This is a genomic window from Variovorax sp. H27-G14 (assembly GCF_046156345.1).
In the GTDB taxonomy this organism is placed as follows: Bacteria; Pseudomonadota; Gammaproteobacteria; order Burkholderiales; family Burkholderiaceae_C; genus Variovorax.
Genome location: NZ_JAYLVN010000006.1, coordinates 227517 through 252171, shown reverse-complemented (window position 1 = coordinate 252171; position 24655 = coordinate 227517). Strand labels below are relative to the sequence as shown.

The 24655-nt window shown below is 68.2% G+C and carries 19 protein-coding genes; 3 read left to right on the top strand and 16 right to left on the bottom strand.

What is annotated here, in order from left to right; genetic code table 11:
* Positions 1 to 99: 99 nt before the first annotated feature.
* Entirely contained in the window at positions 100 to 504 is a 405-nt protein-coding gene (locus tag VLK31_RS17815) for a hypothetical protein (protein WP_409169739.1), read from the top strand.
* Between the two features lie 234 nt (positions 505 to 738).
* On the opposite strand, the gene VLK31_RS17810 is transcribed toward VLK31_RS17815, so the two are convergent.
* The 11 genes from VLK31_RS17810 to VLK31_RS17760 form a co-directional block, all read right to left on the bottom strand.
* Positions 739 to 1725, bottom strand: a complete 987-nt coding sequence (locus VLK31_RS17810; RefSeq protein ID WP_409169738.1) for a hypothetical protein — start codon at positions 1723 to 1725, stop codon at positions 739 to 741.
* Between the two features lie 12 nt (positions 1726 to 1737).
* A complete protein-coding gene (locus VLK31_RS17805) occupies positions 1738 to 2895 on the bottom strand; it encodes an MFS transporter (RefSeq protein ID WP_409169790.1) in 1158 nt (385 codons plus the stop codon).
* A gap of 293 nt (positions 2896 to 3188) precedes the next feature.
* The gene (locus VLK31_RS17800) at positions 3189 to 4127 is read right to left on the bottom strand and encodes a DedA family protein/thiosulfate sulfurtransferase GlpE (RefSeq protein ID WP_409169737.1); all 939 of its coding nucleotides are present in this window, start codon (positions 4125 to 4127) and stop codon (positions 3189 to 3191) included.
* A 132-nt stretch (positions 4128 to 4259) separates the two neighbouring features.
* Entirely contained in the window at positions 4260 to 5648 is a 1389-nt protein-coding gene (locus VLK31_RS17795; protein WP_409169736.1) for a heavy metal sensor histidine kinase, read from the bottom strand.
* The gene (locus VLK31_RS17790; protein ID WP_409169735.1) at positions 5645 to 6433 is read right to left on the bottom strand and encodes a heavy metal response regulator transcription factor; all 789 of its coding nucleotides are present in this window, start codon (positions 6431 to 6433) and stop codon (positions 5645 to 5647) included. Before VLK31_RS17790 ends, VLK31_RS17795 begins: the two co-directional genes overlap by 4 nt.
* Positions 6434 to 6468: 35 nt before the next feature.
* Positions 6469 to 9666: an efflux RND transporter permease subunit gene (locus VLK31_RS17785; protein WP_409169734.1), complete on the bottom strand. Its 3198-nt coding sequence runs from the start codon at positions 9664 to 9666 to the stop codon at positions 6469 to 6471.
* Positions 9663 to 10946 carry an efflux RND transporter periplasmic adaptor subunit gene (locus VLK31_RS17780; protein WP_409169733.1) on the bottom strand — a complete coding sequence of 428 codons (1284 nt, stop codon included), beginning with the start codon at positions 10944 to 10946 and terminating at the stop codon, positions 9663 to 9665. The genes VLK31_RS17785 and VLK31_RS17780 overlap by 4 nt, the downstream gene beginning before the upstream one ends.
* Positions 10947 to 10950: 4 nt before the next feature.
* On the bottom strand, positions 10951 to 12492 hold the full coding sequence (locus tag VLK31_RS17775; RefSeq protein ID WP_409169732.1) for an efflux transporter outer membrane subunit: 1542 nt from the start codon (positions 12490 to 12492) through the stop codon (positions 10951 to 10953).
* Positions 12493 to 12832: 340 nt separating this feature from the next.
* Positions 12833 to 13843, bottom strand: a complete 1011-nt coding sequence (locus VLK31_RS17770) for an aldo/keto reductase (protein ID WP_409169731.1) — start codon at positions 13841 to 13843, stop codon at positions 12833 to 12835.
* Between the two features lie 82 nt (positions 13844 to 13925).
* Positions 13926 to 15491: an alkaline phosphatase D family protein gene (locus VLK31_RS17765; RefSeq protein WP_409169730.1), complete on the bottom strand. Its 1566-nt coding sequence runs from the start codon at positions 15489 to 15491 to the stop codon at positions 13926 to 13928.
* A gap of 76 nt (positions 15492 to 15567) precedes the next feature.
* Positions 15568 to 16824: a plastocyanin/azurin family copper-binding protein gene (locus tag VLK31_RS17760; RefSeq protein WP_409169729.1), complete on the bottom strand. Its 1257-nt coding sequence runs from the start codon at positions 16822 to 16824 to the stop codon at positions 15568 to 15570.
* Between the two features lie 148 nt (positions 16825 to 16972).
* Between VLK31_RS17760 and VLK31_RS17755 the strand changes: the two genes are divergently transcribed.
* Complete coding sequence (locus tag VLK31_RS17755; protein ID WP_409169728.1) at positions 16973 to 17569, top strand: sigma-70 family RNA polymerase sigma factor; 597 nt, start codon at positions 16973 to 16975, stop codon at positions 17567 to 17569.
* Positions 17556 to 18251 carry an anti-sigma factor family protein gene (locus VLK31_RS17750; RefSeq protein ID WP_409169727.1) on the top strand — a complete coding sequence of 232 codons (696 nt, stop codon included), beginning with the start codon at positions 17556 to 17558 and terminating at the stop codon, positions 18249 to 18251. The genes VLK31_RS17755 and VLK31_RS17750 overlap by 14 nt, the downstream gene beginning before the upstream one ends.
* A gap of 31 nt (positions 18252 to 18282) precedes the next feature.
* Here the strand turns inward: VLK31_RS17750 and VLK31_RS17745 are convergent, their stop codons facing one another.
* The 5 genes from VLK31_RS17745 to urtB form a co-directional block, all read right to left on the bottom strand.
* Positions 18283 to 19539: an MFS transporter gene (locus VLK31_RS17745; RefSeq protein WP_409169726.1), complete on the bottom strand. Its 1257-nt coding sequence runs from the start codon at positions 19537 to 19539 to the stop codon at positions 18283 to 18285.
* 132 nt (positions 19540 to 19671) lie between these two features.
* Positions 19672 to 20364 carry an urea ABC transporter ATP-binding subunit UrtE gene (urtE, locus tag VLK31_RS17740; RefSeq protein ID WP_409169725.1) on the bottom strand — a complete coding sequence of 231 codons (693 nt, stop codon included), beginning with the start codon at positions 20362 to 20364 and terminating at the stop codon, positions 19672 to 19674.
* A 627-nt stretch (positions 20365 to 20991) separates the two neighbouring features.
* Entirely contained in the window at positions 20992 to 21870 is an 879-nt protein-coding gene (gene urtD / locus VLK31_RS17735) for an urea ABC transporter ATP-binding protein UrtD (RefSeq protein WP_409169724.1), read from the bottom strand.
* Positions 21867 to 23105: an urea ABC transporter permease subunit UrtC gene (gene urtC, locus VLK31_RS17730; protein ID WP_409169723.1), complete on the bottom strand. Its 1239-nt coding sequence runs from the start codon at positions 23103 to 23105 to the stop codon at positions 21867 to 21869. Before urtC ends, urtD begins: the two co-directional genes overlap by 4 nt.
* Positions 23102 to 24649 (bottom strand): urea ABC transporter permease subunit UrtB, encoded by a 1548-nt coding sequence (gene urtB, locus VLK31_RS17725; RefSeq protein ID WP_409169789.1) that lies wholly within the window; start codon positions 24647 to 24649, stop codon positions 23102 to 23104. The genes urtC and urtB overlap by 4 nt, the downstream gene beginning before the upstream one ends.
* Between the last annotated feature and the right edge of the window lie 6 nt (positions 24650 to 24655).

Here is a 24655-nt window from a genome sequence, read left to right as displayed (position 1 = left end):
ACCGGCGGGCGTTGCGCGGGGCTCAGGGAGGTTGTCGTTGCCTATCATCCCCACCCAATGAACCACCCTCGCCTTCGCGTTCGCCAGCTCCTACTCCCCGTGTTCGCCCTGCTCGGCATCGCGGGCATCGCCATCGCCGGCTTCTCGCCCGACGGCTACGCGGTGCATGTGCTGGGGCGCACCGACCCGCAGCCTTATCCGTTGCAGGGCGTGGCGTGGTTCTTAGGCGCGGTGCTTGCGGAGACAGCGCTGGTGTGGGCGCTGCTGCGGCCCTCCACGTACCGCAGAAGTTGGAAGCGCGCGCTGCCGGCCTTGGCCATCGTGCTGGCCGTGTGGGCCTGGCTGGGCATGGGCGCGATGCACCAGCCGCCGTATTTCATGGCGCACCTGCTGTGGCTCACGGCGATGGTGTTCGCGCTGGCGCTGCTGCTGGTGGTGTCGCTCACCGCCAGCTTTCAGGCTTTTCTGGCCGCGCAGGTGGCCGAGCGCGACAGCCGCCTGTAAACCTTCAAGCCCTTAAACAGTCCGGCCATGCGGCCTGCCGCCGGCACCGCGCCGGAACTCGGTCGTGTCGTACATCAGCGCCAGCACCACATCGTCCTAGCCGAATTCATACAGCGGCAGCAGCTTGCTCACGGCCAGGTCGACATCGCTGCGCAGCTCTCTGCGGCGCCGGGCCACCATGTAGGCGGCTGCGGCGCGCAAAGTCATCCGCCGAGCGCAACATGCACGGCTCGTTCAACGCTCCAGGTTCGTCAGCGGCAGCAAGCCGCGCTCGCTCAAGGCGCTCAGCAGCGCCTCTTGATCGGCGCCGCCTTCGAGCATCAGGTTCAAGTTCTTTCCCGCCTTTGGCCGAATGGCAAGAAAGCTGAACTCGTAGCCAAGGCCGCTTGCACGGCGATGGCTGATGCGGGCCTGTCGCAAGTCGGCTTGCCAACTGCCGTCGGTGCTCTGCAGCCGCGTGCCGTCGAGCTGGAAGGCCCGCACCCGGGAAGGCGCGAACGTGCTGACCTGCGAGAAGGGAATGAACCAGACCAGCCACGCGCTCAGCGGCATCAGAACGCACAGCCCCACCATGGTCTTCAGAAAGCCCGCGTCGGCGGCATTGAGCAGCAGGGCGATGCCCGCCGCCGCAGCCAGCGCGTAGCCCGCCGCTATCCAAGCCTGAAAACACCGCCAGCAAAAAACCATGGCGCGGCTTTGCAGCAAGCCTGTGGCGGTCGGCGTGGGGCTGGATTTGAGCGAGAGATAGTGGTTGATGACCGGCACCAGCTCGTCGACGGGCACCGTCAGCATCAGCTTCTTGAACGGCCGGGTGTGCACGATCAGGTAGCTGTCGCTGTCGGGAATGCCCTCGATGGTGAGCACGTCGATCCAGTCGACGTGGCCAAGCCCTTGCACCGAGAAGCCGCTTTCGCCAACGTCGACTTGGGTGGCTCCGTGGAAAGGCTTTGGCCGGCGCTCGTCCGGTTTCAGCCAATGCGTTTCGACCCAGATCCACACGCGCGTGACGACCACCAGGCCCAACAGCCACAGCGCGAAGATGGCCAGCCAGGCCACGATGCCCAGCGCAATGTGCCAACCCGTCGCATCCAGGTCGATGACCCACACGCCTGCAACGCCCATCAACAGCGTGTAGGCCGCGCAGAGCAGCAGGAGGGGCCAGATGACGACCGCGCCGACCTGGGTCACCTGCAGGCGCCGCGAAAAAGCCGGAGGGCTCATCGAATGCGGCGACTACCGTCCCGCGGCAACCACCGCGCCGCGCCGGAACTCGGTCGTGTAGTACAGCAGCGCCAGGAGCACATACCCACCGCCCAGCAGGCACACGCCGGTCCACCCATGGAAGGCATACACGGCCGCCGCAATGCCCGAGGCCACCGCGGCGCAGATGAAGATGAAGGTCATGAACAGGCCGTTGAGCCGGCCGCGCAATTCAGGCGCCAGCATGAACAGGCTGCGAAAGTTCAGCACCTGGCACAGCTGCACCGCCCCGTCGAGCAGAATGCCCGCCGCCACCAACCCGACCAGCGACTGAAAGTGCATCGACACCGCGCCCAGCACGAACGACAGCAGCGCAACCACGATGGCCCAGCCGGTGGCCGGGCGCGTGAGCCCGCGGTCGGCCAGCCGGCCCGCCAGCGGCGCCATCAACGCACCCGCCGCGCCGGCCAGCGCAAACAGTGCAATGCCGCGCTGGCCCAAGCCAAATTCATGCACCAGCGCCAGCGGCACGGCGGTCCAGAACACCTGAAAGCCGGAGAACATCATTCCCTGGTAGAAGCCGCGCCGGCGCAGCACGGGCGTGTTCCACACGATGCCCGGCAGCGAGGCCATGGTGCGCGCATAGCCCACCGAGGCATGCGGGCGGCGCTCCGGCAGCGCGCGCCACAGCACGGCAATGAGGCCGGCCATGAGCACGGCCGACACCCAGAACACGGCACGCCATCCCAACGCCGACGCCACGATGCTGGCGAAAGGCCGCGCCAGCATGATGCCGCCCAGCAGGCCGGCCATGATGTTGCCGACCACCTTGCCGCGCGAGGCTTCCGGCGCCAGGTGCGAGGCAAAGGGCAGCAGCACCTGCGCGGCCACCGCGCACGTTCCCACGAGGAACGAGGCCGCCAGAAAGGTCACGGCCGAGTCCGAGAGCGCAATGCCCACCAGCCCGATCACCGCGCCGAACAGCGCCCCCACGATGAGCCGACGGTTCTCCACCACGTCGGCCAAGGGCACCAGCAACAGCAGGCCGGCGCCGTAGCCGAGCTGCGTGAGGGTCATGATGAGCCCCGCCAGGCCGGCATGCAGCTGCAGCGCTTCGGAGATGGGGCCGATCAGGGGCTGCGCGTAATAGATGTTGGCCACGCACAGGCCGCAGGCCACGGCAAACACCAGCGTGAGCGCGGGGCTGAGCCCGGGGGCGTGAGGGGCGTCGGCCGTTCGGTCAGCGGATCGATCGGCCGGTCGCGCAGGGGCATTGGACCTGTCCGACGCGTCGGCGCGGGCGCGCTGCGCGGCATTGGGAAGGGGGGCGTCGGGAAGTGGCACGAAGGGCCTCGGTGGCTGTCGGGTGTCGGGGAGGTCGGCGAAAAAGAGGGGTGGCCAAGGGTTAACCCGGGCCGGGGCACCTTAGCACGCTCACTCGATTGCTGCAGGGCGGCCGGCCGGCGGACAAGGGCCCCGCCCGTTCAGTCCACGCTGGTCGGCCGACCTGACGCCACCCACGCGTCGAGCCCGCCCGTCAGCGGCAGTGCCCGCTTGGCGCCGCGCGCCAGCAGCACGCGCGCGGCCTGCGCGGCCGACACTTCGTTGGGGCAGTTGCAGTACAGCACCACGTCGCGCCCGGCCGCGTGCGACAGGTCCAGGCCGCGCTGCTGCAGCGCCTTCAGCGTGTACGACTGCGCCCCCGGAATGCGGCGCGGGTCGACCTGCATGCCGGCCTTGCCCCGCACGTCGATCACCAGCGGCGGCTCCTCGCCGTCGAGCAGTTCATGCAGCTCGTCCACAGAAATGCGCGGCATGCCGGTGAGCCGCATGAAGGCGCGCCGGCGCCAGTAGCGCACGGCCAGAATCACCACCAGCAGCACCGCCAGCGCGATGGTGGCGATGCCGCCGGCCTGCGCCATGACGGCCAGCACGTCTTGAATCTGATTGCGGAACACCCAGCCCAGTCCGAGGAACAGCCCGGTCCACACCAGCGCCGCGCCCACGTCGAAACCGATGAAGCGCCGCACCGACATGCCCAGTGCGCCGGCCATGGGCGGTGCCACCACCGACACGCCCGGCACAAACTTGGCCGCCACCAGCGACATGCCGCCCCATTCGGTAATGAGCGACTCACCGCGCCGCACGCAGGTGTCGGGCGACAGCGAGATGCGGCACAGCATGCGCATGAAGCGGTAGCCGAAGCGCCGCCCGGCGTAATACCAGGCGCCGTCGCCCAGCAGGTTGGCGACGACCGCGGCCAGCACCACGCCCACCACCGACACATCGCCCGCGGCCAGCAGGGCACCGGTGAGCACCAGCACCGCGGCAGCCGGCACGGGCAGGCCGAGGCGGGCGGCGAAGCTGGCGACGAACACCACCAGAATCGCGTTCTGCACCAGCATCGACATCAGCTGTGCCATGCCGGGTGTCCTGGGAGTGCCGCGATGAATCGCTGGAGAGGTGGAGGGTTCATGCCGGCAGGCATTGTCCTGCATGGGGCAAGAACGTACCGGGTGCAGGCCATTGAAGGAGGGCTGGAGCCAGCAGGTTTTTCAGGTGGCACGCGACACGCTGAACCCGAAGGTGTTCAACCCGCCTTCGCTCGACGCACTCACCTGCCCGCCATGCATGCTCGCCACCGCTTTCACGATGGCCAGCCCCAGCCCGTGGCCGTGGTGCTCGCCGCCGTCGTTGCGCGCGGCGTCCACCCGGTAGAACCGGTCGAACAAATGCTGCAGGTGCTGCGCGTCGATGGGCGCGCCGGGGTTGGACACGGTGATCCAGGTGGCGCCCGGCGCCTCGCGCAGCGTGACGGCGATCTGCGCGCCCGGCTTCGAATGCTCGATGGCGTTTTGCAGCAGGTTGGACATGGCGCGGCGGAACAGCGCGCTTTCCAGCCGGGCCTCGGCCAGCACGTCGCCTTCGATGCGCACCTGCGCGCGGGTTTCGTCGAGCACCACCTCGAAGAACTCGATGGTCTTGCGCACCTCCTGCGCCACCGGGGTGAGCACCAACCCGGTGGCCACCTCGCCGCGGTCGGCGCGCGCCAGAAACAGCATGTCGTTGACGATGGAGCGCACCCGCTCCAGGTCTTCGAGGTTGGCCTGCAGCACCTCCTGGAACTCGCCCGCGCTGCGCTGGCGCGACAGCGCCACCTGCGTGCTGCCGATCAGGTTGGCCAGCGGCGTGCGCAGCTCGTGCGCCACGTCGGCGTTGAACGATTCGAGCTGGCCGTAGGCCTCCTCGAGCCGGGCCAGGGCGCCGTTGAAGGCCTCGGCCAGGGCCTGCAGCTCCACCGGCAGCGGCTGCGCGCGCAGCCGCTGCGACAAGGTCTTGGGCCGCAGCGCCTGCGCCTCGGCCGACAGCCGCTCCAGCGGCCGCAGCCCCACGCGGGCGATCCAGTAGCCCATGAAGGCCACCACCAGCATCGCGCCCACCCCCAGCGCCACCAGCGCCGTGAGGAAGGTGTGGCGCGTGCGCGCATAAGGCTCGGTGTTGCGCCCGACGATCAGGCGCACCGCGGGCCGCTGCTCGAAGGCGGGAATGTGCACGGACAGCGTGCGAAACGGCTTCTCTTCCCCCGGCAGCACGATGGCGCTGGTGTGGCCGTTGGCCTCGCGTGTGAGGCCGTCTATTTCGGCCAAGCCCTTGCCGTACTGAAAGCGCGGGTCGTCGCTGAGCACCCAGAAGCGCACGCTGCCGTCTTCGGGCGTGAGGGTGTCCATGCGCGCCTGCACGCGGGCCCAGCGCTCGGGGCTACCGATGGCCTTGATCCAGAACTGCAGGCTCTTCACCGTGGTGTCGAGCTCCTCGTACTGGTGGCGCTCCAGCTCGCGGGCCAGCACGTTGTGCAGCGCGAAGCCGGCCAGTGCAAAGGTGGCCAGCGCCACCGCGGCAAACATCAACACCAGCCGCGCGGTGATGGAGCGCTGCAAATTCACAGGCCGGTGCCCTGCCCGTGCGTGGCTTGTCCGGCGCCCTGGCCCTCACCGCCACGTTCACCGCCACGTTCCCCGCCACTGTCGCGCACCTCCATCACATAGCCCATGCCGCGAATGGTGTGCAGCAGCTTGGTGCCGAAGGGCACGTCGATCTTGTCGCGCAGCCGCTTGATGGCCACCTCGACCACGTTGGTGTTGCTGTCGAAGTTCATGTCCCACACCAGCTCGGCAATGGCGGTCTTGGACAGGATCTCGCCCTGGCGGCGCGCCAGCACGGCCAGCAGCGCGAACTCCTTGGCGGTGAGGTCGATGCGGGTGGGGGCACCGCCACTGCTGCCCACGCTGCTACCCACACTGTTACGGAACGCCTTGCGCGCCAGCAGGTCGATCTGCAGGTCCGCAATGCGCAACTGCATCGGCTCCTGCTTGCGACCGCGCCGGTTCAGCGCCTGCAGCCGCGCCAGCAGCTCCAGGAACGAAAAGGGCTTGATGAGGTAGTCGTCCGCGCCCTCGTGCAGGCCCTTGATGCGGTCTTCCACGCGGTCGCGCGCGGTGAGCATGATGACCGGGGTCTGCTTCACCGCGCGCAGCTCGCGCAGCACCGAAAAACCGTCCTGCCCCGGCAGCATCACGTCGAGCACGATCACGTCGTAGTCGTGCGTGAGCGCCAGGTGCTGGCCGTCGATGCCGTTGTGCGCCATGTCGACCGTGCAGCCCTGCTCGGTCAACCCCTTGGAGAGGTAGTCGGCGGTTCTCAGTTCGTCTTCGACAATCAGGATCTTCATGGCAGTGCGATGTGTCTCTTGTCGCTGTCGTGGGTTCAGCTTGTGCCGTGCGCCTCGGCGGCCACGGGCGCCTCGCCGCCGCTATTGGCATTGCTTGCCTTGCTTGCCTTGCGCGCCTTGCGTGCCTCCTTGCGCCGCAGATACCAGTAGTGCGCGCGGTCCAGGTACAGGTAGACCACCGGGGTCGTGAACAGGGTGAGTGCCTGCGAGAGTATCAGCCCGCCGACCATCGCATAGCCCAGCGGGCGGCGCAGCTCGGAGCCCGAGCCGTGGCCCAGCATCAGCGGCAGGCCCGACAGCAGCGCGCACATCGTCGTCATCATGATCGGGCGAAAGCGCAGCAGGCAGGCCTGGTAGATGGCCTCCTGCGGCGCCATGCCCTGCTCGCGCTCGGCCTTGAGCGCAAAGTCGATCATCATGATGCCGTTCTTCTTCACGATGCCGATCAGCAGGATGATGCCGATCAGCGCAATCACACTGAGGTCGTAGCCCCCCGCCATCAGTATCAGCAGCGCACCCACGCCGGCCGAGGGCAGCGTCGACAGAATCGTCAGCGGGTGGATGTAGCTCTCGTACAGCAGCCCCAGCACGATGTACACCGCCACCAGCGCCGCGGCAATCAGGTAGGGCTGCGAAGACAGCGAGTCTTGAAACGCCTGCGCCGTGCCCTGGAACGAGCCCGTGAGCGACTGCGGCAGCCCCATGTCGGCCTGCGCCTTGTTGATGGCGTTCACCGCGTCGCCCAGCGCATGGCCGGGCGCCAGGTTGAACGAGATGGTCACGGCCGGGAACTGGCCCTGGTGGCTGATCGACAGGTAGGCCGTCTTGCTGGTGTCCACCTTCACAAAGCTCGACAGCGGCACCTGCTGGCCGGTGAGCGGCGAGTTGAGGTACAGCTTGCTGAACAGCGCCGGGTCTTGCTGCAGCGCGGGCGTTACCTCCAGCACCACGTGGTAGCTGTTCAGCTGAGTGAAGTACTGCGCCACCTGGCGCTGGCCGATGGCGTCGTAGAGCGTGGCGTCGATGGTGGCGGGCGTGATGCCGAAGCTGGACGCGCGGTCGCGGTCGATGGTCAGCACGGCGGAGGCGGCGGCGTTCTGCTGGTCGGAGGCCAGGTCGGTGATCTCGGGCAGTTGCTTGAAGCGCGCGAGCAGTTGCGGCGCCCAGGTATTGAGCTCGTCCAGGTTGGCGTCGGTCACCGTGTACTGGTACTGCGTGCGCGAGGCGCGCCCGCCCACCCGAATGTCCTGCCCCGCCTGCAGGAACAGGTTCACGCCCTGCACCTTGGCCAGCTGCGGGCGCAGGCGCGCGATGATCTCGTCGGCCGTGGCCGTGCGGCCTTCGTCCTTGGGCTTCAGGCTGATGAAGAAGTTGCCGGTGTTGTAGGTCGACGAGCTGCCGTTCATGCCGAAGCCGGTCACGTCGGGGTCCTTGCGCACCACGTCGGCCAGCAACAGCATGCGCGCGTTCATCGACGCAAAGGAGGCGTCCTGCGCCGATTCCGCAAAGCCCGAGATGAAGCCGGTGTCCTGCTGCGGAAAGAAGCCCTTGGGAATCACCGCGAACAGCACGCCCGTGGCGGCCACCGTGGCAATGAACACCATGAGCGTGATGAACTGGTGGTCCAGCACCACGTGCAGGCCGCGCTTGTAGCCGTTGAGCATGGCGTCGAAGCCGCGCTCGAACAGCTGGTAGAGCCGCCCGTGTTTGCGGCCATGCTCGTTCTTCAGGAAGCGCGAGCACAGCATGGGCGTGAGCGTGAGCGAGATGACGACCGACACCACGATGGTGAGAGTGACCGTCACCGCAAATTCGCGAAACAGCCGCCCCACGATGCCGCCCATGAGCAGCAGCGGAATGAACACCGCAATGAGCGACACCGAGATCGAGATGATGGTGAAGCCAATTTCGCTGGCCCCCTTGTACGCGGCCTCCATGGCCGACATGCCCTCTTCCACGTAGCGGTAGATGTTCTCCAGCATCACGATGGCGTCGTCCACCACGAAGCCCACTGCAATGGTCAGCGCCATGAGCGAGAGGTTGTCCAGGCTGTAGCCCAGCAGGTACATCACCGCCACCGTGCCCAGCAGCGCCAGCGGCACCGTCACGCTGGGAATGAGCGTGGCCGGCACGTTGCGCAAGAACACGAAGATCACCACGACCACCAACGCAATGGTCAGCAGCAGCGTGAACTCCACGTCCTTCACCGACGCGCGAATGGTCTGCGTGCGGTCGATGATGGCGTTGACCTCCACCGTCGGCGGAATCGAGGCCTTCAGCCGCGGCAGCGCGGCGTTGATGCGGTCAACCGTTTCGATCACGTTGGCGCCCGGCTGCTTGGTGATGGCCAGCACGATGGAGCGGCCGTTCTGCACGGTGCTGCCTTCGGGCGCGGCGGCGCCTGCATAGGCCCAGCCGGCAATCTTGGCGTTCTCGGGTCCGTCCACCGCCACGCCCAGGTCGCGCACACGGATGGGTGCGCCGTTGCGGTAGGCCAGCACCACGTCGTTCCACGGCTGCGCCTTCAACAGCTGGTCGTTCGTGTAGACGGTGAAGCTCTGGTTGGGCCCGTCGATGGTGCCCTTGGGCGCGTTGACGGTGGCCGACGCGAGCACGGTGCGCACGTCTTCCAGGCCCAGGCCGAGCGCGGCGAGCTTGGCGGGGTCGACCTGGATGCGCACCGCCGGCTTCTGCACGCCGCCGATGTTGACCAGCCCCACGCCGGAAATCTGCGAGATCTGCTGCGCCAGGATGTTGTCGGCGTAGTCGTTCACCTCGGTCAGCGGCAGCGTCTTGGACTGCACCGACAAAATGAGAATGGGCGCGTCGGCCGGGTTCACCTTGCGAAAGGTGGGCGGGCTTGGCAAGTTGGCGGGCAGCTGGCCGGTGGATGCGTTGATGGCGGCCTGCACGTCGAGCGCGGCGGCGTCGATGCTGCGGTCCAGGTCGAACTGCAGCGTGATCTGCGTGGAGCCCAGGCCGCTGGTCGAGGTCATCTGCGAGAGCCCCGCAATCAGCGAGAACTGCCGCTCCAGCGGCTGCGCCACGTTGGAGGCCATGGTCTCCGGGCTGGCGCCCGGCAGGTTGGCCGAGACCTGGATGGTCGGAAAGTCCACCTGCGGCAGCGGCGCCACCGGCAGCAGCGGAAACACCGCCGCACCCACCAGCAGAATGGCCAGCGCCAGCAGCGTGGTGCCGATGGGGCGCTTGATGAAGGCGGCGGAAATGCTCAATTGCTACTCCCGCTGGTGCCGCTGGTGCTGCCTGCAGGCTTGCGCGCCGGGGCGTCGCCAGCCTTCTGCCCGGTCGCTGCGGACGATGCAGGCGAAGCAGGCGGTGGCTCGACAGTGCCCACACCGGGCTTGAGCTTGTACTGCCCGTCGATCACCACGCGCTGCCCCGCTTGCAGGCCCTTGTCGACCACGGCGGTGCCGTCGGCAATCTGCACCACATGCACCGGCACGTTCTCTGCCTTGTTCTGGTCGTCGACCACCCACACGTAGGTGCTGTCCTGGCCGCGCTGAATGGCGGCGGCGGGCACGGTGAGCGAGTTGGCCCGGCGCTCGAGCTGCAGGCGCACGTTGACGTACTGGCCCGGCCACAGCGTGTGCTGCGGGTTGGCGAAGCTGCCCTTCAACTGCACGGTGCCGCTGGTGGTGTCGATCTGGTTGTTCAGCAAGATCAGCTTGCCGGTGCCCAGCATCTGCGCGCCGCTGCGGTCGTAGGCCACCACGGCCAGCGGTTGCGCGCTTTGCTGCTGCACGCGGTTGATGTCCTGCACCGCGTCTTCGGGCAGCGTGAACTGCACGGCGATGGGGTCGATCTGGTTGATGACGACCAGGCCGTTGGCATCGGTCGCGTGCACGATGTTGCCGGGGTCCACCAGCCGCGCGCCCACGCGCCCGTTCATGGGCGCCGCGATGCGCGTGAAGCTCAGTTGCACCTCGGCGTACTGCACCTGCGCGGCGTCGTTCTGCACGGCGGCCTCCAGCTGGCTGACCAGGGCCTTCTGCGTGTCGACCTGCTGCTGCGTGGCCGCGTCTTCGCCGAGCAGCGTGGTGTAGCGCTTGAAGTCGGCACGGGCATTGGCGAGCTGGGCGGCGTCTTTCGCCTTGGTGGCCTGGGCCTGCGCAAGCTGCGCCTGCAGCGTGCGCGGGTCGAGCTTCGCGAGCAACTGGCCGGCCTTGACGTCCTGCCCTTCGACGAAGCCGACCTTGTCGAGCTGGCCGTCGATGCGCGTCTTCACGGTCACGGTGGCCATCGACGCGACAGTGCCGATGCCCGAGCGGTAGACCTGCACGTTCTGCGACATCACGGGGGCGGTGGTCACTTGCACCGGCGGCGTCTTGGGGGCGTCGGGCTTGGCGGCGTTGGCCGCGTGGTGCGTGAGTGCCCAGGCGCTGCCGCCAAGCACCAGCATGAACGTGGCGGCAGCAAGCCAGGTGGCGCGGCGCTGGTGGCTTGGCTGGAGTGGCTGCGGGGCGGTGCGTGCGTTGCGTGTGGTGGTCGTCATGGCATCAATTTCCGGAAGTCTTTGCGGTGGCGGCGGTGACGGTGGCGGCCGCATTGGCCGCATTGGCCGTATTGGCACTGGCCACGGTGTCCACGGCGGTCCAACCGCCGCCCGTGGCCGCGATCAGCGACACGCTGGCGGCCAGTTGGCGGCCCAGCACCTGGGCGGCGGTGCGCTGGTTGGTCAGCGACAGCGTCTGCGCCGTCACCACGCTGAGGTAGGTGGCGGTGCCCCCGCGGTACTGGCTCAGCGCCAGCCGTTCGGCGAGCTGCGCGGCACGCACGGCGTCGGCCTGCAGTGCCGATTCGCTGTCGAGCACGCGCAGGGTGGCCAGGTTGTCTTCGACCTGCTGGAAGCCGCCGAGCACGGTCTGCTTGTATTGCGCCACCGACACGTCGTAGACGGCCACGGCCTGGTCGCTGTGCGCCTTGCGCAGGCCGCCGTCGAACACGGTCTGCGCCAGCGCCGCGCCCAGCGACCACACGCGGCTGGGCGTGTTGAACAGCGTGGCCAGGCGCGCCGCGCTGAAGCCGCCGCTGGCGCTGAGCACGATCTGCGGAAAGTACGCGGCCTTGGCCACGCCGATGTTGGCGTTGGCGGCCTGCACGCGGCGCTCGGCGCCGGCGATGTCGGGGCGACGCTCCAGCAGTTCCGAAGGCAGGCCCGCCGGCGTCACCGGCAGCTGCACGTGCAGCGCGCTGGCGGACGACAGCAGCTCGGCCGTCGGCGGCTGCGCGGCGGCCTCCAAAGGCGCCAGGGTGAACGACGAAGGCGCCTGGCCGGTCAGCACGGCAATGGCGTGTTCGAGCAGGGCACGCTGCGCCTCGAGGTCCACGGCCTGGGCCTGGGCCGTCTTGAGCTGGCTTTGCGCCAGCGCCACGTCGGAGCGCAGCACGGTGCCCGCGGCGTACTGGTGCTGCGTGAGCTGGAGCGCCTTGGCGTAGGCGGCGGTGGTGCTGGCGTACAGGTCGCGCTGCAGGTCGATCACGCGCACCTGCAGGTAGTCTTGCGCGAGCGTGGTCTGGATGCTCAGGCGCGCGCCGGCCAGGTCGTCGGCGCTGGCCTGCGCGCTCGCGTTGTCGGCCTCCACCGAGCGGCGCACCGCGCCCCAGATGTCGGGCTCCCAGCTGGCGCCCAGGCCCAGGGTGTCGGTGGTGCCGAGCTTGACGGTGCCGGTGCTGTTGGTCTGCGCCCGGCTCGCGCCGGCGTTCAGGCCTACGGTCGGAAAGAAGTTGGCGCGCGCGGCGGCGGTGATGGCCTGCGCCTGGCGGTACTGGGCCTCGGCCACGCGGATGTTCTGGTTGGCCGCGTTGGCCTGCACCATCAGCGCGCCAAGGGTGCTGTCGCCGTAGGCGTCCCACCAGGGGTGGTCGGCATCGATGGTCTGCGGGGCGGCGGTCTTCCAGGGGCCGCCGGTTTCCTTGAAGGCGACCGGCGCGTCGATCTGCGGGCGAACGTAGTCGGGGCCGACAGCGCAGCCTGCGAGCAGCAAGACAGCCAGCGCGAGGGCCGCGCGCGTGAGAGGGGGGGCGTCTGGGAGAACCATGATGCGGCCACTCTAAGAAGCCGCGTCAAACCGCTCGCTGTCGGTTAACTGACAGTTCTGACAGTTTGGGTTTTGCTCACTACCCTTCCGGGGAGGGTTGGGGTGGGGGCACGATGGCCTGTGAAAAAAGCGCAGCGCCTGATCGAAGGCCTGCCCCCATCCCAGCCTTCCCCCGGGAGGGGAAGGAGCAAGACAAACACGCCGCTTTCAGGTTTTGCTCCCTCCCCTCCCGGGGGAGGGTTGGGGTGGGGGCACGACGGCCTCTGAAAAACCGCGGTGCCGCGTCGAAGGCCTGCCCCCATCCCAGCCTTCCCCCAGCGCGGGAAGGAGAAATCCGCAATCAGCGCGGCGCGTCGCCCTTGCGGTACTCGGCGGTCAGCTCATCCAGCTTCTGCTTCAACGCCGGATCGAGCTTGTATTCCGCCGCGGCCAATGTCGCATCCAGTTGATCAGGCCGGCTCGCCCCCAGCAGCGGCGCGGTGATCAGCGGGTTGGCCATCACCCACGCCACGGCCAGCGTGGCCAGCGGCACGCCGGCTTCGTCGGCCAGCTTGTGCAGCTGCGTCACGGTGTTGAAGCTGCGCTCGTTCCAGTACCTGTCCTGGTACATGTTGCCGGCCGTGCCGAGCGTGAAGCGCGTGTTTTCCTCCGGCTTGCCGCCGGGCTTGTACTTGCCTGTAAGCAACCCACCGGCCAGCGGGTTGTAGGGAATCACGCCCAGGCCTTCTTCGCCCGACAGCGGCAGCAGCTCGCGCTCGATCTCGCGAAACAGCAGGCTGTAGCGCGGCTGCACCGACACATAGCGCGTGAGCTTGTGCAGCTCCGACTTGCCCAGCGCGCGCGCCAGCCGGTAGGCCAGAAAGTTGGACACGCCGATGTAGCGCGCGCGCCCCGACTTCACGATGATGTCCAGCGCCTCCAGGCTCTCTTCGAGCGGCGTCTCGCGGTCGTCGCTGTGCAGCTGGTACAGGTCGACGTGGTCGGTCTGCAGCCGCTTGAGCGAGGCGTCGATGGCGTCCAGCAGGTGCTTGCGCGACGCGCCCTGGTCCCAGCTGTCGGGCCCGACCTTGCCGACCGCCTTGGTGGCCACCACGAAGCGGCGCCGCCCCGCGGGACCCTGCTTCTGCAGCCAGCGCCCGATGATCTCTTCGGTGCGCCCGGTGGTCTCGACCGTGCCGCCCAGCGGGTACACGTCGGCGGTGTCCAGAAAGTTGATGCCGCCCTCGGCCGCCTTGTCCAGGATCTGGTGCGACACCGCCTCGTCGGTCTGCAGGCCGAAGGTCATGGTGCCGAGCGCAAGCCGCGACACGGTGAGGCCGGTGCGGCCAAGACGGGTGGTGGGAATGCTCATGGTGTTGTCGCTCTGTAGAGGGTGAGGAAAGGGCGGCGGCCATCATAGACACGGCCACCCAATCCCGCAGGCGAGCGTGGTTTCAGGCGCTGTCTACGTGCACGCCGGGGGCGCCGCGCTCCACGCCGAAGCGGGCCATGGCCGCCACGCCGGAGTCGGCCTGCTTCTCGTCGTCCACCGCGCGGAACTCGACCGCGCCGCCGCGCGCGTCGAGCGTCACCAGCGCATAGCCGCGCTTGTCCGCGCGGCCGTAGCGCAGGTGCGGGTTCTTCGCGCGCATGTTCGCCACGCTGGCAGCACTCGGGCCTTCGGAGGTGATGGCGCCGCCGACGAACTCGGTGGCGATGGCGCTCGCCTGATCGTCGCGGCGCAGGTCCGCCGCCCAGAAGGCGTGCACGTCGCCACTGACGACGATGGTGCTGCCGCCGTTCGCCTGGTGCGCGGCCAGGCCGTCGAACAGGCGCGTGCGGGCGGCGGCGTAGCCGTCCCAGCCGTCCATCCAGTAGCCGTGCTCGGCGCCGCGCTTGCGGTCGGCCTCGGCCAGCAGCGTGGGCTGCGCAAGAACGGTCCAGCGCGAAGGAGGCGCCGCAAGCTCGCGCGCCAGCCAGGCCTCTTGCGTGGCACCGAAGAAGCTGCGTTCGGGCGCAAGCCGTTCGGCGCAGTCGGCCAACGGCGACGCGCTGCGCCCGGCCAGACACGCGTGGTGCGAGCGGTACTGGCGCCCGTCGGTCAGCAGCACATCGAGCATGCGGCCGAAACGGTGACGCCCGTAGATGGTGGCGTCAGCGCCGCGCGGGCGCATGCGCTCTGGCACCGGCATGTGCTCGTACCAGGCCTGGTAGGCGGCCGCGCGGAGCGCGAGAAACTGCGCGGGGTCGGCGGTGCGGGGCGACACGTCGTCGGTGTAGTCGTTGGCCACCTCGTGGTCGTCCCAGGTCACCAGCCAGGGGAAGGCAGCGTGCGCGGCCTGCAGGTGCGGGTCGGACTTGTACAGCGCATAGCGGTTTCGAAACTCCGCCAGCTGCGTGGGAATGCTGCCCTGGTGGTGCCGCACGTGGCGCGTGCCCCAGGAGCTTTCGTAGATGTAGTCGCCCAGGTGCACGACAAAGTCGAGCGGCTGCGCGGCCATGTCTCGGTAGGCGGCGAAAAAGCCCTGCTCGTACTGCTGGCACGAGGCGAACGCGAAGCGCAGCGGTTGCGTGGCTTCATCGGCTTCAGCCGGCGTGGTGCGCGTGCGCCCGACGGGGCTGCGCGCACCACCGACTGTGAAGCGGTACCAGTACGGCCGGCCCGGCGCGAGGCCCTGCACCTCGACGTGCACCGAGTGCGCGAGCACCGCCGTCGCGCTTGCCGTGCCTTTGGCTGCAATGCGCTGGAAGCCTTCATCGCTTGCAACCTCCCAGCGCACGTCGACCGGTGCATCGCCCATCAACTCGCTCATGCCGCCGCCCTGCAGCGGATCGGGCGCCAGCCGCGTCCACAGCACGAAGCCGTCGGGCTGCGGCGCGCCAGAGGCCACACCCAGCGTGAACAATTCGCGCGACAAGGACAAGGCTTGTGCGTGCAGCCGCAGGAAGGGATGGCCCAGCGATGCAGCGGCCAGGCCGCCGCACAGCAGGCGGCGGCGCGAGAGCGGTGGTGCGCTCATGCGCGGGCCGACGGTGTGTGGATGCTCATCCCCGGCAATGTCGTTCGCTTCGCTTGTCGCTGTCAACCGCGCCTTTTCAGGAGTGCGCTTGCTGCGCCACCACCGTGACGCGCGCCGTCATGTACGGATGCACCGAGCAGGCGTACTCGTACACGCCCGGCTTGTCGAAGCTGCGTGCAAAGGCCTTGCCCGGCAGCAGAAGGTCGATGCCGGGGGTGCCGTTCTTGAAGACCACGCCGTGCGGCGCGCCATCGTCGTTCTGCCAGGTCAGGCTCTGGCCGACATTGACGGTGATCTGCGCGGGCTCGAAGGCAAAGTTGCGGATGGCCACGTGCGCCGAGCCTGCTGCATGGGCGCCCTGTGCCGCGGCCACACGCTGCACGGCAATCTTGCGCGGTGCATTGCCCACCGCCACCGTGTGCACCGGCCCACCGGCCAGGTCGACCACGCTGACGTCGTTGGAGCCTTCGTTGCTCACCCAGAGCTTCTTGCCGTCCGCCGACAGGTCGAGCCAGTGCGGCTGCTTGCCCACGCCAATGCTGCGCACCGACGCGTGCGCGGCGGGGTCGAACAGCATCACCTCGCCAGGCCCCTGCACCACCACCACGCCGCTGACCATGCCGGCAAAATGCTGCGCGATGTGGGGCGACACGCCCGTGGGAATGGGCGCGCTCCATTGGTTGGTGGCGGGGTCGAGCACCTGCACCGCGGGCACGCCGGCCAGCGTGAGGTACAGCGCCTTGCCGTCGGCGTCGAACTCCAGATCGCGTGGCGGCTTGTCGAGCGCAATTTCGCTGACCACCGCGCGCGTGGCCATGTCGATCACCACCAGCGCGAAGTGACCGGGCTCCTGCGAGGCGACGTAGGCCTGCCGGCCGTCGGGGCGGATGGCGATGGTGTGCGGCTTGGGCACCGCCACGGTGGCGCCCACGCCGTGCGCCGTGGTGTCGACGAAGGCCACGCGGTCGTCGCCGTTCACAGCCACCAGCAGCCACTTGCCGTCGGTGGTCATGGCCAGGCCTTGCGGTCCCTTGCCCACGTCGATGCTGCGCGTGACGCGGTCGGTGCCGGCGTCGATCTCGCTCACGGCCGAGGCGCCGGAGCCGCTGACGAACACGCTGCGCCCGTCCGGCGCAACGACGATGCCGTCTGGCCCCGGAGCGACGGGCACCGTGGCCACCACGCGCTCGGTGCCGGTGTCGATCACGCTGACGGTGCTGTCCTTGAAGTTGCCGACATAGGCCTTGGGCCCGGCCGCCAGAGCGGGGGCGGCAGACGCCGCGAGCGCGGCAAGGACAACGAGGATGCGCGCAAAGCCGGGCATGGCGATCATGGTGAAAACCTCCTGTGGAAAAAAGCCGAAGCAAGCAGAATCCGCAGAGGGCATGACGCATGGCATGCCCCGCTTATTCCACGCAGGTCGCAAAAAAAACAGGGAATAAAGCGCCGCGCCCATCCGTCATGCAGGAAGAAGGAGCGCATTGAGCCTGTTGACGACCGACCGCACCCGCCAGTTCGAAGCCGTTGCCTTGCCGCATCTCGATGCGGCCTGGAACCTTGCGCGCTGGCTGCTGCGCGACGACCAGCTGGCCGACGACGCGGTGCAGGAGGCCTTTCTGCGCGCGTTCAGGTTCTTCGACGGGCTGCGCGGCGAAAGCGCGCGGCCGTGGCTGCTGGGCATTGTGCGCAACGCCTGCTACGACTGGATGCGGCAGAACCGGCAGCTGGCCGACCAGGTCGAGTTCGACGAGCTGCGCGACAGCGAGGCCGCGGCCGCCCCCGCCTCGCCCGAGCGCGGCGACCCGGCCCGCCAGTGGGAGCAGCGCGCGCAGGGCGAGCGCGTGAACGCCGCAATCGACGCCCTGCCCCCGGTGTACCGCGAGGTCATCGTGCTGCGCGAGCTGGAAGAAATGCGCTACGAGGACATCGCCCGCATCGCCGGCGTGCCGCTGGGCACGGTGATGTCGAGGCTGTCGCGCGGGCGGGCGATGCTGCGCGACAGCCTGCGCGACGATCGCCCCAGCGACCCTGGCGACCCTGGCGACCAGGAAGGAAGAACACACCATGTCAATGTCTGACGACGAACTGGGCATGCTGATCCGCCGGCAGGCCGCACGGCATGCGCCGCCTGCCGGGCTGGCCCAGCGCATCGGGCAGGCATTGCGCACCGAGGCGGTGGCCGCGCCACCACCCGCTCCCATACGGCAACGTCAACTTCAACGCCGGGGCTGGTGGCAGGGCCTGGCCTGCTTCGGCACGGGCGCCGCCACGGCCTGGGGCCTGGCCTTGGTGCTGCTGGCCACGCCGCTGCCGCCTTCGGACGCACTCGCCGAAGCGGTCACCGCCAACCATGTGCGCTCGCTGATGGCCGCGCACCTGGCCGACGTGGCCTCGACCGACCAGCACACGGTGAAGCCGTGGTTCGCCGGCAAGCTGGACTTTTCACCGCCGGTGGCGGACCTGGCCGCTGAAGGTTTTCCGCTCTCGGGCGGGCGGCTCGACTACCTCGACGGGCGCACCGTGGCGGCGCTGGTGTACCGCGCGGGGCCGCATGTGATCAACCTGTTCGTGTGGCCCGCGGCGCAGGGCCAGGGCCAGGGGCAAGTTCTGGCGCCCGTGTTCTCCACGCGCCAGGGCTACCAGCTGGCGCATTGGGCGCAGGGCGGCATGCAGGCGTGGGCTGTGTCCGACCTGAACGCCGCGGAGCTGCGGACCTTTGCGTTGCTGCTGCGCGAGCGCACCGCGCCGCGTACGCCCTGACTGCCCTGACCCGCTCTGCCCTCTTGAAGACTCAGCAGGCGACGGCTGCGGGCTGCCGCGCGGTGGCGCGCGCACTCATCACCGCCCAGGCGAACACGCCCATGCCCGCCAAGGCCAGCAAGGCGCCGACCCAACCGGTCGACGTCCACCCCAGGCCCGCGGAAATTGCCACGCCGCCCAGCCAGGCGCCGAGTGCGTTGGCCATGTTGAAGGCCGAATGGTTGAGCGCGGCGGCCAGCGTTTGCGCGTCGCCGGCCACGTCCATCAGCCGAATCTGCAGCGCCGGCCCAATGGCCACGGTGGTGCCGATCAGGAACACGTTGAACGCGGCCGTGTACACGTTGTGCGCAGCAAAGGTGAACAGCGCGAGCACCACCGCCGCATACACCAGCAGGCCGCCGATGGTGCGCATGAGCGACTTGTCGGCCAGGCGCGCGCCCACCAGGTTGCCCATGACCATGCCCAGGCCGAACAGCGCCAGCACCACGGGCACGCCGCCCAGCGGCAGGCCGGCCACTTCGATGAGTGTGGGCTTGATGTAGCTGAACACCGCGAACATGCCGCCGAAGCCGATGGCCCCGATGCCCAGCGTGAACCACACCTGCTTGCGCTTGAGCGCGCCCAGTTCGCGCCACGGGCTGGCGCCTGCGGGCGGCGCCAGGTCGGGGATGTCGCGGCGCAGCAGCACGATGGCCACCAGCGCGATCACCCCCACGAACACGAAGGCCGCGCGCCAGCCGAAGACCTGGCCCAGCCACGCCGCAATGGGCACGCCGACCAGCGTGGCGCCCGTGAGCCCCAGCATGACGAGCCCCACGGCCCGCGCGCGCCGCCCCGGTGGCGCGAGCGTGGCGGCCACCAGCGCGGCCACGCCAAAGTATGTGCCGTGCGGCAGGCCGGTGGCAAAGCGCAGCAGGTTGAGCAGCAGGTAGCTGGGGGCCGCGGCGCTGGCAAAGTTGCCCGCGGCAAACACGGCCATGAGCGCGATCAGCAGCGCCCGGCGGCGCCAGCCGGCCGCCAGCACCGCAAGCACCGGCGCGCCGATGACCACGCCCAGCGCATAGGCGCTGATGACGTGGCCGGCCTGCGGAATGCTCACACCGATGTCGGCCGCCACCTCGGGCAGCAGGCCCATGATGACGAACTCGCCAGTGCCGATGGCAAAGCCGCCGACGCCGAGTGCGAGCACCGCGCGCAAGAAGTTGACGGGTGCGCCGGTGGAAGAAGAAGTGGAAGAAACGGGAATATGGGTGTCCGCGCTGTCCAGCGCGGGGGGGGAGGCATTCAAGGCCAGGCTCCTGGGAAGGTGCCCGGCGGCCGCGGGCAGACCCAAGATTTTAGGGTAAACCCTGAAATTATGCCGATACGGGGTTGCGGCTCGCCCGGTACCGGCTTGACAAACAGAGGCCGGCCTGAGCGGTCAGATCGCCACCAGCTGGCGCACGCCGTTCGCTTCCATGTCCTTGCCAAGGCCGCGCGCAATGACTTCGCCGCGCTCCATCACGAGGTAGTCGTCGGCCAGTTCCTGGGCAAAGTCGTAGTACTGCTCGCACAGCACGATGGCCATGTCGCCGCGGTCGGCCAGCATGCGGATGACGCGGCCAATGTCTTTGATGATGCTGGGCTGAATGCCTTCGGTCGGCTCGTCGAGGATGAGCAGACGCGGCTTGGGCGCCAGGGCGCGCGCGATGGCAAGCTGCTGCTGCTGACCGCCGGAGAGGTCGCCGCCTCTTCTGCTGATCATTTGCTTGAGCACGGGGAAAAGCTCGTACAGCTCCGACGGAATGGGCGTGCTGCCGCTCTTGTAGGCCAGGCCCATGCGCAGGTTTTCTTCGACGGTGAGCCTTGCGAAGATTTCGCGGCCCTGGGGAACGAAGCCTATGCCTGCTCTTGCTCTGTCGTAAGGGGTCGCCTTCTGGATCGGCTTGCCTTCGAGTTCGATGCTGCCGCTCTTGATGGGGACCAGGCCCATGAGCGATTTCAGCAGCGTTGTCTTGCCTACGCCGTTGCGGCCGAGCAGCACGGTGACCTTGCCTAGCGTCGCTTGAAAGCTCACGTCTCTGAGGATGTGGGAGCCGCCGTAGTACTGGTGGATGTTTTTTACTGTCAGCATTTTTTTGCGCCTTCCTTGTTCGGTTGGGAGAGGCGCCCGGTATGCGGCACGGCGCGGACAGCCCCACTGTGCCGGCCCTTCGGGCTCCCCTGCGGTGCTCGCGCTTCGCGGGGTCTCGCAGAACTCGCTTCGCTCAAACAGCTGCGAGCCCTGATCCGCGAAACGCTCCGCTCCTCGGCGGCCCAGAGGGGCCGCCCGCACCGCGCCGCATACCGGGCGCCGGGGGTGAACTGGCGCTCCGCACTTCTTTGAGGTCTTGCTCCTTCCCCTCCCGGGGGAAGGTTGGGATGGGGGCACGCGGCGCTTGCACAGGCAGCGAACGTCTCAAAGGCCGCTTGCCCCCACCCCAGCCCTCCCCCGGAAGGGGAGGGAGCAAAACCTGACACCGGACTCCGAAGAGGTGGAACAACCACGGCCCTGCCCACGGCGATGGGGGTTGAGCCCTTGGGTGGCCGTTGAGGCACCGCCGAGCAGCGCAGCGTCAGGCGGATCAGGGCTCGCCCTTGTTTGAGCGAAGCGAGTTTGGGCGAGACCCCGCCTGACGCGAGCAGCGCAGGGGAGCCGCGAAGCGGCCGGTGACGTCGGCCGCCCAAGGGCTCAACCCCCATCGCCGCAACCCGAACGACTTCAGCGCCCAAGATAAACCTCGATCACACGCTCATCAGCCTGCACTTCGTCCAACGTACCCTGCGCCAGCACAGACCCATCGCACAGCACAGTCACGATCTCGGAGATGGTGCGGATGAAGCTCATGTCGTGCTCCACCACCATCAGCGAATGCTTGCCCTTGAGCGTGAGGAACAGCTCCGCAGTGCGGGCCGTCTCCTCGTCGGTCATGCCGGCCACCGGCTCGTCGAGCAGCAGCAGCTTCGGGTCCTGCATCAACAGCATGCCAATCTCGAGCCACTGCTTCTGCCCGTGGCTCAGGTTGCCGGCCAGGCGCGACACGCTCTCGGCCAGATGAATGGTTTCCAGCACCTCGGCCAAACGGTCGCTCTGCGCGGAGTCGAGCCTGAAAAGCATCGACGCGCGCACGCCCTTGTTGGTCTTCAGCGCGAGCTCCAGGTTCTCGAACACGGTGAGGTGCTCGAACACCGTCGGCTTTTGAAACTTGCGCCCGATGCCCAGCTGCGCGATGTCCGCCTCGCGGTGGCGCAGCAGGTCGATGGTGCTGCCGAAGAACACGGTGCCCGAGTCGGGCCGGGTCTTGCCGGTGATGATGTCCATCATGGTCGTCTTGCCCGCGCCGTTCGGGCCGATGATGCAGCGCAGCTCTCCCGGTGCGATGTCCAGCGACAGGTTGTTGATGGCCTTGAAGCCGTCGAAGCTCACGCACACGTCTTCCAGGTACAGGATGCGCCCGTGCGTGACGTCCACCTCGCCCGGCGTGGCGACCCGGCCGAAGCCGGCGGCGCGGCCACCCGACTCCGTGTTGCCGCTGCCGTAGGGCATGCCATGGGCACGTGCCGAGCGCTCGGCGCCGGCTTCCATCAGGTCGGGGGTCATGCGCGTGCGCCCTTCACGTCTGCGCCCAGCGGCGCGTGCAATGTTTCAGGCTCCATGCCCTGCTCGGCGGCCAGGGCGCGCTGGGCTTCTTCGCGCCCGTCGCTCACCGCCGCGGCCGCACCCACCACCGGTGCCTTCTCCCTGGCCACCCATTTGCGCACCAAACCCACGATGCCGTTCGGCAGGAACAGCGTGACAGCAATGAACAAGGCGCCCAGAAAGTACAGCCAGTACTCGGGGTAGGCCACGGTGAGCCAGCTCTTGGCGCCGTTGACGATGAAGGCGCCGATGATCGGCCCGATCAGCGTGGCACGCCCGCCCACAGCCGCCCAGATGGCGATCTCGATGGAGTTGGCCGCGCTCATTTCGCCCGGGTTGATGATGCCCACCTGCGGCACATACAGCGCACCGGCCACGCCGCACATCACGGCGGAGATGACCCAGATGGTGAGCTTGTACGGCAGCGGGTTGTAGCCCGAGAACATCACGCGCGTTTCGGCGTCGCGAATGGCCTGCAGCACACGGCCGAACTTGCTGCCGATGAGCCACTTGGCGAACAGAAAGAAGCCCAGCAGCGTGACGCCGGTGAGTGCGAACAGCGTCATGCGCATTTCCTGCGTGGCAATCGGAATGTTCAGAATGCGCTTGAAGTCGGTGAAGCCGTTGTTGCCGCCAAAGCCCGTCTCGTTGCGAAAGAACAGCAGCATGGCCGCGAAGGTCATGGCCTGCGTGATGATCGAGAAATACACGCCCTTGATGCGCGAGCGGAAGGCGAAGAAGCCGAACACGAAGGCAATGAGGCCGGGCACCGCAACAATCATCACCAGCGTCATGACGAAGCTGCCGCTGAAGGTCCAGTGCCAGGGCAGCTCCTTCCAGTCGAGGAACACCATGAAGTCGGGCAGGTCGCTCTTGTAGTTGCCGTCGCGGCCAATCTGGCGCATGAGGTACATGCCCATCATGTAGCCGCCCAGCGCAAAGAACATGCCGTGGCCCAGCGACAGAATGCCGGTGTAGCCCCAGATCAGGTCCATGGCCAGCGCGCAGATGGCGTAGCACATGATCTTGCCGACCAGCGCCACCGCGTAGTCGCTCATGTGCAGCGGGCTGTCGGCCGGCACCCACATGTTGAGCACCGGCGCCACCGCGCACACCACGATGAGCGCGACGAAGAAGGCCGTCCAGCCCTTGCCGCTCAGCAGCGGCCCCTTGGTTGGTAGCGTGACCTTGCTCATGCCTCTGCACTCCGGCCCTTCATCGCGAAGATGCCTTGTGGGCGCTTCTGGATGAAGATGATGATGAAAACGAGCACCGCAATCTTCGCGAGCACAGCGCCCGCCCAGCCTTCGATGAACTTGTTGAGAATGCCCAGCCCCAGCGCCGCATACACGGTGCCCGCGAGCTGGCCCACGCCGCCCATCACGACCACCATGAAGCTGTCGACGATGTAGCTCTGACCCAGGTCGGGGCCCACATTGCCGATCTGGCTCAGCGCGCAACCCGCCAGGCCGGCAATGCCGGAGCCGAGCGCGAAGGCGTAGGTGTCGATGCGCGCCGTGTTCACGCCCATGCAGGAGGCAATGGGGCGGTTCTGCGTGACGCCGCGCACGAACAAGCCAAGGCGCGTGCGGCCGATGAGCCAGCCCATGGCCAGCAACACCAGCACCGCGAACACGATGATGCCGATGCGGTTCCACGGCAGCGTGACGTTGCTCAGCATGGTGAAGCCGCCGCTCATCCAGCCGGGGTTTTCCACGCCGACGTTCTGCGCGCCGAACAGCGTGCGCACCAGCTGCTGCAGCATCAGGCTGATGCCCCAGGTGGCAAGCAGCGTCTCCAGCGGACGGCCGTAAAGAAAGCGGATGACGCCGCGCTCCAGAATGGCGCCGACCAATGCCGACGCCAGAAACGACACGGGAATGGCGGCAACCAGGTACCACCCGAACATCGACTCGGGCAGGTACTTCTGAAAGATGCCCTGCATCACGTAGGTGGCGTAGGCACCGATCATCATCAGCTCGCCGTGCGCCATGTTGATGACGCCCATCAGCCCGTAGGTGATGGCCAGGCCCAGCGCGGCCAGCAGCAGCACCGAGCCCAGGCTGATGCCGCTGAACACGGCGTTGATGCGGTCGCCCCACACCAGCGAACTGTCGATGCTGGCTACGGACGCCACGATGGCGGCCTTGACGTCGGCCTCGGTCTCGTCGGCCAGGCGCTGGTTGAGCAGCAGCTTGGTGTCGGGGTTGCGGTTGTTGCCCAGCTCCTTGGCGGCGGTGAGGCGCTTGGCCTTGTCGGCGCTGTTGAGCATGCCGGCGGCGCGCACCAGTTCGAGCTGTGCCTTGATCTTCGGGTTGGTCTCGGCGGCCAGCGCCTTCTCGACCATGGGAATGCGCGATTCGTCGGGGTCCTTGAACAGCGCCCGCGCGGCTTCGGCGCGCACCGCGTCGTCCTTGCTCGTGAGCTTGAGCGCGGCCTGCGCGGCATCGAGTGCGCCACGCATCAGGTTGTTGTTGACCACGTCTTCCGCGGTGTCGGGCACTTTGACCTGGGCACCGGTCACGGGGTCGAAGCCCTTGTCGTCCTTCATCACGAAGACCTTGTCTTCGGTGTACTTGACCGCGTCGTCGGACATGGCCTGGATGAAGGCGGCGGTCTTGTCATCGGCCGTGAGCACGGCCTTGTTGAGCGCGGCGATGCGGGCTTCGGACTCGCCGGAGGCGATGGCCCGGGCTTCGTCGGCGGTCAGCGCGTGGGCGGCCGATGCCATGAGCAGCATGGCGGC